Source organism: Ruegeria sp. AI3, assembly GCF_056541245.1.
In genome coordinates, this window is record NZ_JBQFYA010000017.1 from 23,963 (window position 1) to 38,786 (window position 14,824).

The window sequence follows — 14,824 nt, forward strand, 5'->3', positions numbered from 1 at the left end:
TGGGAAGTTTTGAATGGCAGGGGCAGCAGGGTTCGAACCCGCGACCTACGGTTTTGGAGACCGTCGCTCTACCAACTGAGCTATACCCCTAGGCTGAGCCTCAGATATGCCAGCCGCGCGGCGGACTCAAGAGGCTTTTTCAGTTTCTCGACCACTTCTCGACAAGACAAACAAGTTGCACGCGGCGTTGAGTTCTATAAGACACGGTTTGGCCAGTATGAGGGACCCATCCGTGAGTATCCGCAAAAAGATCGCCGACAGCGAAGCCGTGTTAAACTGGGCGGCGCGCCGTATTGCGAGCTATATTCGGATGGTCAACCGCAACACCAAATGGCAGCGCATCGGCTATGAAGAACTGGACCAGCTTGCCGAACAGGGCGAACCGGTCATCGTTGTTCTGTGGCATCAGCGGCTGGCGCAGTCACCCTATTTCTTCCCGCTGGACAAGGCGCAGATCTGCTCGATCACGTCCTCGGCGCGGGCGGGCAGCATGGTGGGCCGTGTGCAAAAGCTGTTCGGCATGGACACGATCGCCATGGCCAGCAAACACAAAAGCAACGTCGCGGTGTCGCGCGAGGTTCTGGGCAAGATGAAACAGGGGATTTCTATTGGCATTGCCGCCGACGGACCCCGCGGGCCGGAGCGGGTTCTGTCGACCGTGCCTTTGGTCTGGGCGCGCACATCCGGCAAACGGGTGTTCGGAATCACCTTCTCGGCCCGTCACGGCAGCGAGGCCGGTACATGGGACCGCTTGTTGATGCCCCGGCCCTGGCGCAACGAAGGTGTGTTTCTGTGCCGCGAATGGACCGAAACAGTCCCGCGCAAAGCCAGCGAAGAAGAAATCGAAACCCTGCGCCAAAGCCTAGAGCAGCACATGAACGACATTACGGCCGAGGCCGACCGGATGGTCGGGCGCGAACCGTGGTCGCCTAAACCTTAAAGCTTTCTGCGCTTTGCGCGCAGCAAGACCGTCGAAATGCGCGTTCGACCACAGGCAGAGGCAGCGTATTTCGATTCAAATCAAACGCAAAACGATCTAACCACCGCGCAGCCTCTGCATCAGATAGACTTCGCTGCCTGCCGGGATGGGTTCCGTCAGGCCCGTTGCAATCACGCGCCCGTCGATCGCGATTGAGACGCCCGCATCAATAGGGGCCTGCAATTGCGGATGCGCGCGCACCAGGGCGCGCAGCAACTCTCCGGTTGTTTTGGCCTCGACCTCGACGACGGCCAAGCCCCCGGTCAGAGACCGGAGGCCGGACCAGAGGTGAACCTCAACCATTGCCCTTGAGCGCGGCCAGAATGCGCGGAGGCGACATCGGCAGTTGCTTCATCCGCACACCCGCCGCGTTGGAAACCGCGTTGGCGATGGCGGCAAGCGGCGGCACGATGCCAGTCTCGCCCACACCGCGCACCCCAAACGGGTGGCCGGGGTTGGGCACTTCGACAATCACCGTGTCGATCATCGGCAGGTCACTGGCAACGGGGATCCGGTAGTCGAGGAAGATCGAGTTCTGCAACCGCCCGTCCTCGCCGTAGATATATTCCTCGTTCAGCGCCCAGCCGATGCCTTGCGCGGCACCGCCCTGGAACTGGCCTTCCACATAAGTTGGGTGGATCGCCTTTCCGGCGTCCTGAATGACCGTGTAGCGTGTCACGCTGGTCTTGCCGGTTTCCGGGTCAACCTCGGCATCAACGATGTGAGTGCCAAAGGACACGCCCGCACCTTCCGGAGTTGCCTCGAAATGGCCCGAGATCGGGCCGCCGGTGCGCCCCATATCCGCCGTGATGTCGGAAAGCGCCAGCGGATCGAAATCGCCTGCGTTGGGGCCTGAGGGCACGGCGCAGCCGTCCTCCCATTTCACAGCCTCGACCGGGATACCCCACTTGGCAGCCGCTCGTTCGCACAGTTTTTCGACTGCGTGTTTGGCCGCCTTGATGGTCGCCAGACCCGACGCGTAGGTCACGCGCGAGCCGTGTGAGACGTCGTTATAGCCCAGCGTCGCGGTGTCAGCGATGGTGACGCGGATATTCTCGTAAGGAATGCCCAGAACCTCGGCCGCCATCAGCGCCATCGACGCGCGTGAGCCGCCGATATCCGGCGTTCCCACCATCAGCTGAGCCGAGCCGTCCTCGGACAGGGCCAGCGAAACCGAGGTCTCACCGCCGTGGTTGAACCAGAAGCCACAGGAAATCCCGCGCCCCTGCCCCGGCTTCAGCGGGGCCGAATAGTGCGGGTGCGCCTTGGCAGCCTCCAGCGTTTCGACCAGACCAATACGTTCGTAGGTCGGGCCATAGCTGGCCTTGGTCCCTTCATGAGCGGCGTTTTTCAGGCGGACATCAACGGGGTCGAGGCCCAGCTTATTGCACAGCTCATCAATCACCGACTCGACTGCGAAGGCGCCCATAGGAGCGCCCGGCGCGCGGTAAGCGGCCTGTTTCGGACGGTTCGACATCACGTCATAGCCGATCTGCTTGACGTTGGTCAGGTTGTACGGCGCGAAGGCGCACATGGCAGTCATATCGCCCGGCGCACCGGGGAAGGCCCCGCCCTGCAAGCGGAATACGCCTTGTGCTGCCGAGATGGTCCCGTCCTTCTTCATACCGATCTTGACGTCCATCGACGCCGACGCCGTCGGGCCAGTCGCCCGGAAAACCTCGGACCGGGTCATAACGATCTTGACCGGACGGTTGGCTTTGCGGCTCAGTGCAAGCGCAACGGGTTCGATGAAGACAGTGGTTTTGCCGCCGAAACCACCACCAATCTCGGACGCGGTGACGCGAAGTTGCGAGGTCTCGATCCCCAGCAGCGCGGCGCAGGTCTTCTGCGCGATCCAGTGGCCTTGCGTAGTGCACCACAGCTCACCCTTGCCGTCATTGCCCAGCATGCCCAGACAGGCGTGCGGTTCGATATAGCCCTGATGGGTCGCTTCGGTAACAAAGCTGTCTTCGATGACCAGATCCGCTTCGGCAAAGCCGGCCTCGACATCTCCGTGACCGCTTTCGTGGTAACGTACGACGTTCGGGTGCAGCCCTTCGGGCACCGAATAGTCCGCCGCGCCTTCCCGAATAACAGGCGCATCCGAGGCCATCGCTTTGTCCACGTCGGTCACATGCGGAAGAACTTCGTATTCGACCTCGATCAGTTTGAGTGCATCCCGCGCTGCCAGGGCCGACGTGGCTGCAACCGCAGCAACGGCGTGGCCATCATAGAGCGCCTTTTCGCCCGCCATGACGTTTTCCAGCACGTTCCAGAACTCGCCCTCGAGACCGGGTTTGAACGGAACATCGGCGAAATCCGCGCGGGTGACGACGGCTTTGACGTCCTTATGCGCCTCGGCCTTCGAGGTGTCGATCTTCACGATCCGCGCGTGTGCGTGGGGCGAGCGCAGAACCGCTCCGTGCAACATGCCGGGCGCATAGGCATCAGCCCCGAATTTGGCGCGGCCCGTGACCTTGTCTAACCCGTCAGGGCGATCCGGGCGCGTGCCAACGAAAGTGAATACAGATTTGCGATCGTCGAGTGCCATTACGAAGCCTCCCGCAGCTCTTCCGCCGTTTCCATCACGGCGCGAATGATCTTGTCATAGCCGGTGCAGCGGCAGAGATTGCCTGCCAGCCAATACCGGGTTTCCTCTTCGGTCGGGTTTGGGTTCTTCTCAAGCAGCGACTTGGCCGCCACCAGAATGCCCGGGGTGCAAATCCCGCACTGAAGCGCCGCATGTTCGATGAACTTCTTCTGCAGCGGGTGAAGAACGTCGCCATCCGCGATGCCTTCGACGGTTTCGATGGTCTTACCCTCGGCCTCAACACCCAGCATCAGGCAGGAACAGACCAGACGGCCATCGACGGTGACGGAACACGCGCCGCAATCGCCGGTGCCGCAGCCCTCTTTCGCACCGGTCAGGTTCAGCTTGTCGCGCAGACAGTCCAGCAGCGTTTCGCGCGGGTCACACAGGTATTCGACCGTGTCCCCGTTCACGGTGGTGGATACGTGGAGCTTGCTCATGCGTCTTCTCCCTTCGCGCGTGCATAGGCGATTTTCGCGGCGCGCTTGGCCAGAACACCAGCGACCTCGGTGCGGAACTCGATCGTGCCGCGTTTGTCGTCAATCGGGTTGCAGGCCGCCGAGGCCGCAGCCGCCAACGCGTCCAGCGCGGCGTCATCCAGCGTGCTGCCGATGATGGCTTTGGCGCAGTCTTCAACCAGCAAAACGGTCGGGGCGACCGCGCCCAATGACACGCGCGCCTCGGTGATCATGTCGCCGTCCAGACGCAGGCTGACGCCCACGCCGACCACGGCGATGTCCATTTCGGTGCGCGGGATAAAGCGCAGATAGGCGTCACCGCCATTCTCGCCCCGCGCGGGGAGGTTGACGGCTGAAACCACTTCACCCTTCGCCAGCGCGGTCTTGCCCGGTCCGGTGGGGATGTCCTCAACAGCAACCTCGCGCGCGCCATCAAGGCCGGTCACAGTAACCGTCACGCCCGCAGCAACCATCGCGGGCACCGAATCCGCCGCCGGCGAGCCGTTGCACAGGTTGCCCGTCAACGTCGCGCGGCCCTGCACCTGAGTCGATCCGATCAGATCCATCGCCTCGACCACACCGGGCCAGTCGCGGCCCAGCTGGGGGTGCTCGCTCATTTCGGCGCCGGTGACAGCGACGCCAAGTGTCCAGCTGCCATCGGTGTTTTGCGTGATCTGATCCACACCGTTGATTTTCTTGATGTCGATCAACGTATCGGGCGTCACCAATTCCGAGCGCAGTTGCACCAACACATCGGTGCCGCCTGCCAGAAATCGTGTGGTGCCCGTCGCGTTTGCAGCCAGAGCCGACGCCTCGGCAAAGCTGGCGGGGCTGTGATAATCCATGAAAATACCTCGCACCTGTCAATCAGGATTCACTGGGTTCAGAGGGGACGTTAGTGCAGCAGTCCCCCGGCGTCCATGGCCGGAGCGACCAATTTTTCTACAACTTCATGTCGTTTTTCGACCTCGGGTCAGAGGTCGATCTCGATCACGCCATCGGGTTGCGCGGCGCGGCTTTGGCACAAAATGATAGCGCTCTCGCGTTGTTTGTTGGACAGGACAAAATCGCGATGCTCGATTTCGCCTGAAACAACACCGCATTTGCAGACGCCGCAGATGCCATCTGCGCATTTCACATCCACGTGAATACCCGCCTCGTTCAGCACCTGCGCGGCGTCCTTGTCTTCTGGCACAGGCAGTTCGAAGCCTGATTTCGCCAGCTTCAAGGTGAATGGGTAGTTTTCGTACTCCGGTTGCTCGGGGACCGAGAAATACTCCAAATGCCGCGCTTCGTCAGGGAAGCCCTGCCGCTCGGCCGCTTGCATGACGCCCTCCATGAAGCGATCTGGCCCGCAGGTATAGACGTGCCAGCCGTCCTGATAGCCTGACAGGACCGCATCCAGATCGGCCCGCGTGCCTTCATCCGAGAAATGGTAATGCACTTTTTCTGCCCACGGCGTCGCGGCCAGATCTTCCAGATACCCTGCCCCGGCGCGGGTACTGGCCGAGTAGTGCAGCTCGAACGGTTTGCCCAGCGCATGCAGACGGTGTGCAAATGCAATCATCGGAGTGATGCCGATCCCGCCACCCATCAGGAAGGTTTTTGTCGCGGTCTCATCCAGCTCGAAATGATTGATCGGCTTCGAGATGAAAACCTTGCGGCCTTCGTTGAAGATGCGATGCAGCAGAGCCGAACCACCGCGTCCCTCGTCCTCACGCAAAACACCGATCTGATAGGTTGCTCGATCCGAAGGGTCACCGGACATCGAATACTGGCGCAGGAACTCGGGCGCGACCAAAACGTCCAGATGCGCGCCCGCTGTCCATTCGGGTAAAGGAGAGCCGTCCAGTGTCGAGAACTCATACTTGGTCACATCAGCCGTCATCTTGTCGACCTTGGTCAATTCGACCCGCATGACCGGCGCATCACCTGCGATCTCGTAGCGATGGACAACCGACATATCGCCAGCCGCTTTGCGTGCCTTGTATTCCTCGGCGCTCACCATTGCCTCATAGGCGGCAATCCCGGCCTCACGGTCCATGGCAAAGGGATAGGGCCACGGGTGCGGGGCCAGATAGGCGGGGTAAACGGCCAGCGTCTGATCTTTGTATTCCAGATCCAGATCAGGCTGCAGGTCGCGCCGGTTCAGCGGATGCACCGAGGGGCGATAGGCGCCATCCGACTGCAGCTCGATATCCCACCACCATTTTTTAACGTCGTTCAGGCCACCATTGCCAACCGCATCGTCCAATTTCGCTAATGCCGGGGCGGCCTGAGGGATATTCATCGCCGCCCATCGGAAAGGACGTTCTTTGAAAATCCCTTCAAGGTTCCACGGGCAGGTCTTCATGCACCGCCCGCACATCGATCCACCGGGCGTTGTTACGCGATAGGTCGCGCACTTCTGGCTGTCGGATTTCCAGATTTCATAGCCGTTGAACATCAGCTTTGGCCCGGCGGTGATCGCCCCCGAGGGGCATTCGCGGGCACATTTGTTGCAGCTTTCGCAGAAGCTCTGCAGGCCGAAATCAATCGGCTTGTCATGCGACATCGGCATATCAGTCGTCACCGCCCCGGATTTCAGACGCGGGCCGAGATAGGGGTTCAGGATGACTTCGCCGATGCGGCTGACCTCGCCCAACCCCGACAATAGCAACAGCGGAGGTTGCAGCACCTCGCCATCCATCACCGTATGGGCCTTGGCCTTGTAGCCGAGGTTGCGGATCTGCTGCGCGATCACGCCACCCAACAGTGAAAACCGCAGATAGGCGCGCATGGATTGCGCGACGCTGATCCAATCATCACCACTTGCGCCCTCCATGGTCTCGTAGCCCTGGTCGATGATCATGCTGATGGCCTGATCATGCGGCGGCGAGATCTCTTCCCCCGTCGCATCGTGGGAATACCACGCCCAGTCCGGACAACGGCTGAGGCCGACCGCATCGACCCCAAGGAAGTAACTGGCGGCCTTGATATTGGCGGCATTGCGCTCGGCATCGGTCGGGGGCGAAACCTCAGCACTTTCGCCATCCTGCAACAGAACAAACGCGCCCAGCGCCCGGCGTTGCGCGAAACTGGGGGCTGATTTGCGCACGTAATATCCGCCCTTGGCCGCGTCCTGCAGGTATTTGCCCATATCGCCAAACTGCGCCCGCGCGAACATGTCGGCGCGCTTGGGAACGCGCGCGACGTTGGCCTCATCAATATAAGTGGTGGGCGTCTCGACCCGCTTGAGCCGCTCAAAGGGATGCGCCCCATCCATATAGCGACGTTTGGCATAGGCGTCTCGGTTCAGAGCGTTCTTGGCGAACCCGGTACCCAGCCACCACGCAGGACCTTGAGTCCGGAACCACGGTTGTTGCGCCATCGGTTGCAGGGGCCGATCGTGGGCAATCTCCATTTCGGTCGTAACGGCGGCCAGTCCAAAGCGACGCCCCAGCCATGGAGCAACAAGCGTGCCGTCTTCGACAGAGGCCAAACCCGCCGCGACCGCAAGCTTGCCCAGATCCACTTCGGTCGACATTGCCGTATGCGCCCGCGCATCGAATCCCAGCAACCGGATGTAGTTGGCGATCACAGCAGCATTCTCAGTCGCCAGCAGGCAGGCCCGGTGGTCCTGCGCATCCATGATCCACCCGGACCCCGGCTCGTCCGGGTTAGGGTCGCGGTTATGTTCATAGAGAAACACCAGAACATGGCGGTGCGAGGCCATCGGACGCGGTGCGGCCTCCATACTTTCCTTGAGATCGGCCATGATGACATCGATCCCCGAGGCCAGCGTTTTGGTCTGGCGGGTTTTCAACGCATGGGCCAGACGGTCAATATCAGGGTTGCGGCGCGGCTGGTCCAACAGCGCCTCGGGCGGCAGAGGCCCGCAACCCATCATCGAGGCATCGTTGAAATATCCAAACGCCTTGAGGTGATCTGCCCGCGCCTGCGGGTCCTGCGGGATGTCCGAGGCGACAGGGTTCACCAGCCCATCCCGGATCGTGTCCAGCATGGCCTGAAACTCGCCCATCGCATTCACGATGCTCTCGGGCCGGTCAGGCCGGTGAAAGCTAAGCTCGGGCATCGGGGGCAGTTGGGACAGGTCGGGCATCGCCTGCTGACGCGCCAGACGCTCCAACGGGTACGACCCCATGTGAACCGGTCGGTTCTTGTCCGAGAAAAAGCGAAGTCCCATATGCGTGCCCCTTGTTTGCGCCTGACCTAGCGCCCTCTCGACAGCAAAACCATTCATACTTAATCATAGATTGTATGAGCAAAATCGATTTCACTGATCTGGACGGCAAGGTCCTGCGCATCTTTCTGACGATACTCGAGGAAAGCTCGGTCTCGAAAGCGGCGGATCGGCTGGGGGTCACACAGTCGGCAATCAGCCACACATTGGCCAAGCTACGGCAGGTGCTCGGCGATCCGCTATTCGTACGATCTGGCCAGGGCCTGACACCGACCGAACGCGCGCTGGCCTTGCAAGAGCCGGTCCGCAACGTGCTGGATGGTATGCGCGCGCTGACGGATGAACGCCCCTTTGATCCCCTGTCAGAGCAGATGGAAATCCGCATCGCCACCAACGACATGCCGCGAGAGCTGATCTTTCCCGACCTTCTAAGCGCGACCCGTGCCGAGGGTATTAAGCTGCAGTTGGAATTCATCTCATCCGGCGTACCGGGGCCGGACCTGCTGCGCAGCGACCGGTGCCAGCTGATGCTGACGCCGCTGCCTCCGGACGGGCCGGACATCTTTCAAAAGCGGCTGATCACAAGCCCGTTGATGGTGTTTTTTGACCGATGCCAACGCTCCGCGCCCGAGACGTGGGAGGCCTACTGTCAGAGTGAGCATGTCGAGGTTCGCTTTCCCGACGGCCGGAATGCGCGCGCGGTGATGCGCGGTGTGGATCAAAGCCAGATCCGTCCGCCAACCGTCGTACTGCCGCATTTCAACGCCATCCCGTCTTTCATCGCGGGCAGCCCGCTGATTTCCACCGACACGGCGTTGATGAGAAACGGACCACTGGCCGCCCTGGATTGCGCGCCCTTGCCGTTCGACTGCGAACCTGTCTCGATCTACATGGTCTGGCACCAGCGCTCGGCCAATGACCCGGCCCATCGCTGGCTGCGCGACCGGATCGAAACCCTCGCCGGTACTATTCAGGTCAAGACCTGAAGCAGAGCCTAGCCTGTCGCCAACGCCCTTTGATCCTCGCGTCCCATGGCCACTAGAATCGGCGTGTCCTCTTGCCGCGCGGTGAATGAGGTCTTGTCAGTCATGCCGCTCCACCCCGCCATGGTCAGAGCCTGCGCCACCGCGCCGCCCAGTGTCGCCCCCGGCCCCGTCACGATGAACAGGTCCGGTGCGAACTCTCGCGCGGCGGTTTGAATGGCGTGGGTGAAATCGTAGGGCTCAGTCACCTGATGGCCCAACGTATAGTCCCACAGCGCCTCGGTATCGGTGGCGCCCGGCCACCAGATCTTGCCACGCCCGTCGATCATCGGGTGGCGAGGCTGGCCGAACATATCGGGTTTCAGCCGCGCCCGACCTTCGGCGGCAATCGGAGCCTGCGGAGAGGTATGGAACGCCGCATGGTTTGGCAGCCGCATGGGAAAGCGGTCGTGAACGGTGGGATGAGATGCCTCAAATGCGGCCAGACCAGCCTCATTCCCGGCCAGCACCAGCATACCGCCCAGATCAATCGACAGCGCCAGATCCTGTCCCTCGACCGCGTTGATGTCAGAGACGTCCTGCAACAACGCCTGTTTCTGGTGCGCGCTGTCGACCCAGCTGTCATCGGTGAAGGGATAGACCAACTGCCCGCCGATCAGATGTTCCTGCATCAGAGTGCCCATGGTGTTCACCACACGGAACCCGTTTTCAGCGCTCAGCGCGCCAGCGGCGGCCAGCGCGATATACCAACCCATCGAGTTGCCCGTCACGGCCACCACCTCAATATCATCCGCCAGCGACTGCGCATCCGCCAATGCCGCGGCATAGATCAGGGGCGAGGCCACATCGCCGCGCGAATAGGTACTGACCGCAAAGCGCGCGGCCCCGTCCAGCGCGGTTACCCCCTCTTGCCCGGCATCGGCGCGCAGGGCATCAAAGCGCTGGAACATCGGCATCTTGTCCGCATGGTGGCGGTGCAGATAGCCCAGCTCGGGCTTGTTATAGGTGCCCCGACCGGGGCAGATCACGACAGCTGTTCGGGTCATTTCCGCACTCCGGTAAGATTCAGGGCCGCAGCGACGATACCGTCCCTGGACGGCAGGGGCGCGGCATAGGCCGGGCCGGTCGCGATAAAACAATCCTCAGCCACAACGCGGGCGACCCGCGACTGGGCACTTTCTTCGCGGAAGAGGGTCATCAGCCCCTCGGATTGGCTGCCTGTGCGGCGGCATTCATCCACGATCAGAACATGCTTGCAGTCCCTGGTCGCCTTCAGCAGCGCCTCAGCAGGTAGCGGAGCCAGCCAGCGTAAATCGACGATACGAGCGTTCACCCCGGCCGCCTGCAACTCAGGCAGCGCCTGACGCGACAGGTAGTGACCATTGCCATAGGTCACGATGGCCAGATCGGTGCCGTCGCCATGCACCCCAACCTCGCCCAATGCAATCCGGCGGTCGGGCAAGGGGTAGGTCGTCATCCAGCCCCCGTCCTGCACCGCATTCAGATCCCGCATGGGATAGAGCGCAATCGGCTCGAGGAACACAACAACCCGCTGCTCTTCCCGCGCCAGTCGCACGCATTCGCGCAGCATCTGCGCCGCGTCTTCCCCGGTCGAGGGGCAGGCAATGATCACACCCGGAATGTCGCGCAATACGGCCAGAGAGTTGTCGTTGTGGAAATGCCCTCCAAAGCCTTTCTGATACCCAAGCCCAGCAATTCGCAGCACCATCGGGTTGGTGAATTGCCCGTTCGAGAAGAAGGGCAAGGTGGCAGCCTCGCCGCGGATCTGATCCTCGGCATTGTGCAGATAGGCGAGGAACTGGATTTCGGGGATCGGCACAAACCCGTTATGGCCCATGCCAATGGCGAGGCCGAGGATCGACTGCTCGTCTAGCAAAGTGTCGATCACACGGTCCTGTCCGAACCGCTGCTGCAGCTTCTGCGTCACACCGTAGACACCGCCTTTGCGGCCCACATCCTCGCCCATACAGACGATCTCGCCATGTTCCAGCATCAGATCGGCCAGCGCCCAGTTGATCAGGCGGCTCATGGGCTGCGGGTCGGACATCGCGCGCATGTCGCCCCCGAACGCCTTTGCCCGCGCATCCGCACTGGGGCCGTTCGTCGGCTTGCAGGTGCGTTTGGGCGGGATCAGGCTGGCCATGACATCCTGCGCGGTCGACAAATGCGGGCGCGTGGCAGCCTCGGCGGCAACACGATCCGTTCGGGCGCAGCTGTTCTGGTAGATTTTCAGCGCCTCACCTGGAGCCAACGCCCCCGCCTGATCCAACAGGCGAACGGAATGGAGAAGCGGATCATTTGCCTCATCCGCCTCAACCTCGGACTTGCTGAGATATGTTGTCGGCACATCCGCCCCGGCATGGCCATAGAGGCGCACGGTCCGCAGGTGCAGGAAGGCGGGCTTACGTCGCGAACGGACATAATGCGCGGCTTCTTGAGCCACGGCGTAGGTCTCGTAAATGTCCAGCCCGTTGGCCTGAAAATACTTGATCCCCGGACGATGCGCCATCGACGCCTCGATCCAGCCCTTGGGCGTTTTCACCGAGATCCCGATGCCGTTGTCCTCGCAAACGAACAGCAAGGGCAGCGGTGTGGATTGCACGCTGGTCCAACCCGCCGTATTGATCGCCCCTTGCGCGGTCGAGTGGTTGGCCGAGGCGTCCCCGAAGGAACACATGGCGATGCCATCCTCGGGCAACACCCGATGCTCGGGGTCATGCCGCCGCGCGGCCCCCAACGCATAGGCCGCCCCAACCGCTTTGGGCAGGTGGCTGGCAATAGTCGAGGTCTGAGGCGGGATCATCAGAGCCTTGGAGCCAAGCACCTTATGACGCCCGCCCGAGGTCGGATCCTCTTTCGAACAGGCAAAGCTCAGCAGCATATCCCAGGCGATCTGTTGGCCCGGAACCTGCTCAGAACGAGCAATCTGGAACGCCGCATCGCGGTAGTGCAAAAAGGCGATATCCGTCGGGCGCAAAGCGTGGGCCACGGCAGCCATGCCCTCATGACCCGATGAGCCAATGGTATAGAACCCCTGCCCCGCCTTCTGCATCGCCCGGCTGGTGCGATCCAGCGCCCGGCTGAGGACCTGCGAGCGGTAAAGTGACACCGCATCTGCATGGCTCAGCCCGCCGACCGGAGGCGCACCTTCGGGAAAATCCCGGTTTGCCACGCGGGACAAGAAATTCTCATGGACGATCTGCGCGCGATCCATAGCTCGGCCTTTTCAAATAGTGCGGGGCTGTCCGCGGGTCTTGTTTTCGAACGGCGCGGGCGCGCGCGTCACAGGCCAGTATATCCGGCTGGTGTCCGCAAAAAGCCAGTGATAATCAAACCCAAAGGTATGAGGAAATGTAATATGATCGCGCCCCGACGCTTTCTTCCGTCGATTTCATCCCTGCTCGCGCTTGAGGCTGTGGACAGGCTGGGCAGCGCATCCGCTGCGGCCGAGGAGCTATCGCTGACCCAAAGCGCCATCAGTCGCCAGCTGAAAACGATGGAGGAGCAGTTGGGCATCGAACTGATCCAACGCGCCCAGATGCGGTTGCACCTGACCCCGGCCGCGCAAGAATATGTCCAGACGGCCCGCACGGCCCTGCACCAATTGGCGCAGGCGTCGCTGAAACTGAAGGCCAACCCAACCGGAGGGTCTCTCAACCTGTCCATCCTGCCGGCATTCGGGATGCATTGGTTGGCCCCGCGCCTTCAGGACTTCGCCCGCAATCATCCCGAGGTGACGGTCAACCTGAACACAAGGCTGCGACCCTTCGACTTCGAGACCGAAGCCTTTGACGCAGGTTTTCACTTTGGTCGCCAGAACTGGAGCGGTGTGAACTACCTAAAGATCATGACAGAGTATGTCGTACCCGTCTGCGCCCCTGACCTTCTGCCCGACCAGAGTGATCAAATCGACTGGCTGGAAAAGGCGCCCCTATTGCACATGGAAACCCGCCCCGACGGCTGGGAGCGCTGGTTTACCGCTCAGGACCATCCTGCAAGCGGGTCGCGTGGGATGCTGTTCGATCAGTTTTCAACGATGATACAGGCCACGATCCATGGGTTGGGCGTTGGCTTGTTCCCAAGCTATCTCGTCGAAGAGCACCTCAAAACCGGCCGCCTTGCCTTGGCGTGGGATGGGCCAGAGGTCAGCTTGGGCGCGTACTATCTGGTATGGCCCAAGAACAGGATTGAGTCCGAACCGCTGAAGTCATTTCGAGCATGGCTCGAACGGCAACTGGACCCGGAAATCATATAGATATCCGAACAAGCCGCCAACCGAAAAACTGCGCGGCCAAAGGCCTTGCGTCTTGCGGACGGCAGGGGACCGGGCAGGCGTGGCTGCCCGGCCCAAAGGGAGGAGATGTTCCGACATGAACTTCAACGACGGGCGGGAGAACCTCAGACGTCGATCGAGCGCGCGATGAGTTCCTTCATGACTTCATTAGTGCCGCCATAGATCATCTGCACACGGGCATCGGCATAAAGGCGGGCGATCGGGTATTCCATCATGAAGCCATAGCCGCCAAAAAGCTGCAGGCATTCATGCATGATCTCGTTCTGGACCTCAGAGCCCCAGTATTTGACCATAGACGCGGTGGCGGCATCCAATTCACCCGCCTCCAGTTTTCCAATACAATCATTCACGAAACTGCGCAGCACTTCCGCCTTGGTTTTGCACTCGGCCAGTTTGAACCGCGTGTTCTGGAAATCCATGACGCGCTGACCAAAGGCCTTGCGCTCCTGCACGTATTTCACAGTCTCAGAGATGGCGAAATCAATCGCGCCCAGCGCCATAATACCGATGGTCAAACGCTCCCACGGAAGCTGTTTCATCAACTGGTAGAACCCCTGCCCCTCATCCGGGCCGAGCAGATTGGTCATCGGCACTTTGACATCTTCAAAGAACAGCTCGGCGGTGTCATTGCCCTTCATGCCCAGCTTCTTGAGGTTGCGCCCGCGCCGGAAACCCTCGGCCCCATCCGTCTCAACCACAATCAAAGACACACCCTTGGCACCCAAGGTCTTGTCCGTCTTGGCGGCAACGATGATCAGATCCGCGCTCTGACCGTTAGTGATGAAGATCTTAGACCCGTTCAGGCGGTAGGAATTGCCGTCCTTTTCAGCCGAGGTCCGCACCGCCTGCACATCCGAGCCTGTGCCCGGCTCAGTCATGGCCAAAGCCCCAACCATCTCGCCCGAGGCCAGTTTGGGCAACCAGCGCTGCTTTTGGTCTTCACTGCCATAGGCGGTGATATAGTGCGTCACGATCGACTGGATCCCATATCCCCATCCGGCATCCCCGCGCGCCGTCTGCTCGTACAGAGTGACCGAGTCAAACCCCATGTCCCCGCCGACGCCGCCATATTCTTCCGGGATCGCACCCGCCATCAGACCGGTTTCCCCGGCTTTGTACCAGAATGCCCGGTCTACGATTCCATTCTCGGCCCATGTTTCCGCATTGGGGACCAGTTCATCATCCAGCAACCGCCCCGCCATTTCGGCAAACATCCGGTGTTCGTCAGTGACCCAAGCTGCGGTCGAGGTAAAAAGCGACATTTGGTATTCTCCGATCAGGTGTTGCCTGAAAGGCTATCGCGGCGCCGTAAATAG

At 61.2% G+C, this 14,824-nt stretch carries 11 protein-coding genes and 1 tRNA gene; 3 read left to right on the forward strand and 9 right to left on the reverse strand.

Annotated features, from left to right (window positions below):
- Positions 1-14: 14 nt before the first annotated feature.
- A tRNA-Trp gene (locus tag ACRZ95_RS20550) sits at positions 15-90 on the reverse strand.
- 142 nt (positions 91-232) lie between these two features.
- Between ACRZ95_RS20550 and ACRZ95_RS20555 the strand changes: the two genes are divergently transcribed.
- Positions 233-940 carry a DUF374 domain-containing protein gene (locus ACRZ95_RS20555; protein ID WP_170681436.1) on the forward strand — a complete coding sequence of 236 codons (708 nt, stop codon included), beginning with the start codon at positions 233-235 and terminating at the stop codon, positions 938-940.
- A 96-nt stretch (positions 941-1,036) separates the two neighbouring features.
- Here the strand turns inward: ACRZ95_RS20555 and ACRZ95_RS20560 are convergent, their stop codons facing one another.
- The 5 genes from ACRZ95_RS20560 to ACRZ95_RS20580 form a co-directional block, all read right to left on the reverse strand.
- On the reverse strand, positions 1,037-1,282 hold the full coding sequence (locus tag ACRZ95_RS20560) for a MoaD/ThiS family protein (protein ID WP_170681434.1): 246 nt from the start codon (positions 1,280-1,282) through the stop codon (positions 1,037-1,039).
- Complete coding sequence (locus tag ACRZ95_RS20565; protein WP_170681432.1) at positions 1,275-3,530, reverse strand: xanthine dehydrogenase family protein molybdopterin-binding subunit; 2,256 nt, start codon at positions 3,528-3,530, stop codon at positions 1,275-1,277. The genes ACRZ95_RS20560 and ACRZ95_RS20565 overlap by 8 nt, the downstream gene beginning before the upstream one ends.
- Positions 3,530-4,009 carry a (2Fe-2S)-binding protein gene (locus ACRZ95_RS20570; protein ID WP_170380550.1) on the reverse strand — a complete coding sequence of 160 codons (480 nt, stop codon included), beginning with the start codon at positions 4,007-4,009 and terminating at the stop codon, positions 3,530-3,532. The genes ACRZ95_RS20565 and ACRZ95_RS20570 overlap by 1 nt, the downstream gene beginning before the upstream one ends.
- Positions 4,006-4,872: an FAD binding domain-containing protein gene (locus ACRZ95_RS20575; protein ID WP_170681430.1), complete on the reverse strand. Its 867-nt coding sequence runs from the start codon at positions 4,870-4,872 to the stop codon at positions 4,006-4,008. Before ACRZ95_RS20575 ends, ACRZ95_RS20570 begins: the two co-directional genes overlap by 4 nt.
- A gap of 128 nt (positions 4,873-5,000) precedes the next feature.
- A complete protein-coding gene (locus ACRZ95_RS20580; protein WP_170681428.1) occupies positions 5,001-8,213 on the reverse strand; it encodes a reductive dehalogenase in 3,213 nt (1,070 codons plus the stop codon).
- A gap of 74 nt (positions 8,214-8,287) precedes the next feature.
- On the opposite strand from ACRZ95_RS20580, the gene ACRZ95_RS20585 reads away from it, so the two are divergent.
- Complete coding sequence (locus ACRZ95_RS20585; RefSeq protein WP_170681426.1) at positions 8,288-9,196, forward strand: LysR family transcriptional regulator; 909 nt, start codon at positions 8,288-8,290, stop codon at positions 9,194-9,196.
- Positions 9,197-9,204: 8 nt separating this feature from the next.
- On the opposite strand, the gene ACRZ95_RS20590 is transcribed toward ACRZ95_RS20585, so the two are convergent.
- Together ACRZ95_RS20590 and ACRZ95_RS20595 are read right to left on the reverse strand one after the other, a co-directional pair.
- Positions 9,205-10,239 carry an ACP S-malonyltransferase gene (locus ACRZ95_RS20590; protein ID WP_170681424.1) on the reverse strand — a complete coding sequence of 345 codons (1,035 nt, stop codon included), beginning with the start codon at positions 10,237-10,239 and terminating at the stop codon, positions 9,205-9,207.
- Positions 10,236-12,428, reverse strand: coding sequence for a thiamine pyrophosphate-dependent enzyme (locus ACRZ95_RS20595; protein WP_170681422.1), 2,193 nt, complete (start codon positions 12,426-12,428; stop codon positions 10,236-10,238). The genes ACRZ95_RS20590 and ACRZ95_RS20595 overlap by 4 nt, the downstream gene beginning before the upstream one ends.
- A gap of 144 nt (positions 12,429-12,572) precedes the next feature.
- On the opposite strand from ACRZ95_RS20595, the gene ACRZ95_RS20600 reads away from it, so the two are divergent.
- Entirely contained in the window at positions 12,573-13,469 is an 897-nt protein-coding gene (locus tag ACRZ95_RS20600; RefSeq protein ID WP_170681420.1) for a LysR substrate-binding domain-containing protein, read from the forward strand.
- A gap of 143 nt (positions 13,470-13,612) precedes the next feature.
- On the opposite strand, the gene ACRZ95_RS20605 is transcribed toward ACRZ95_RS20600, so the two are convergent.
- A complete protein-coding gene (locus ACRZ95_RS20605; RefSeq protein WP_170681418.1) occupies positions 13,613-14,770 on the reverse strand; it encodes an acyl-CoA dehydrogenase family protein in 1,158 nt (385 codons plus the stop codon).
- Positions 14,771-14,824: the final 54 nt, after the last annotated feature.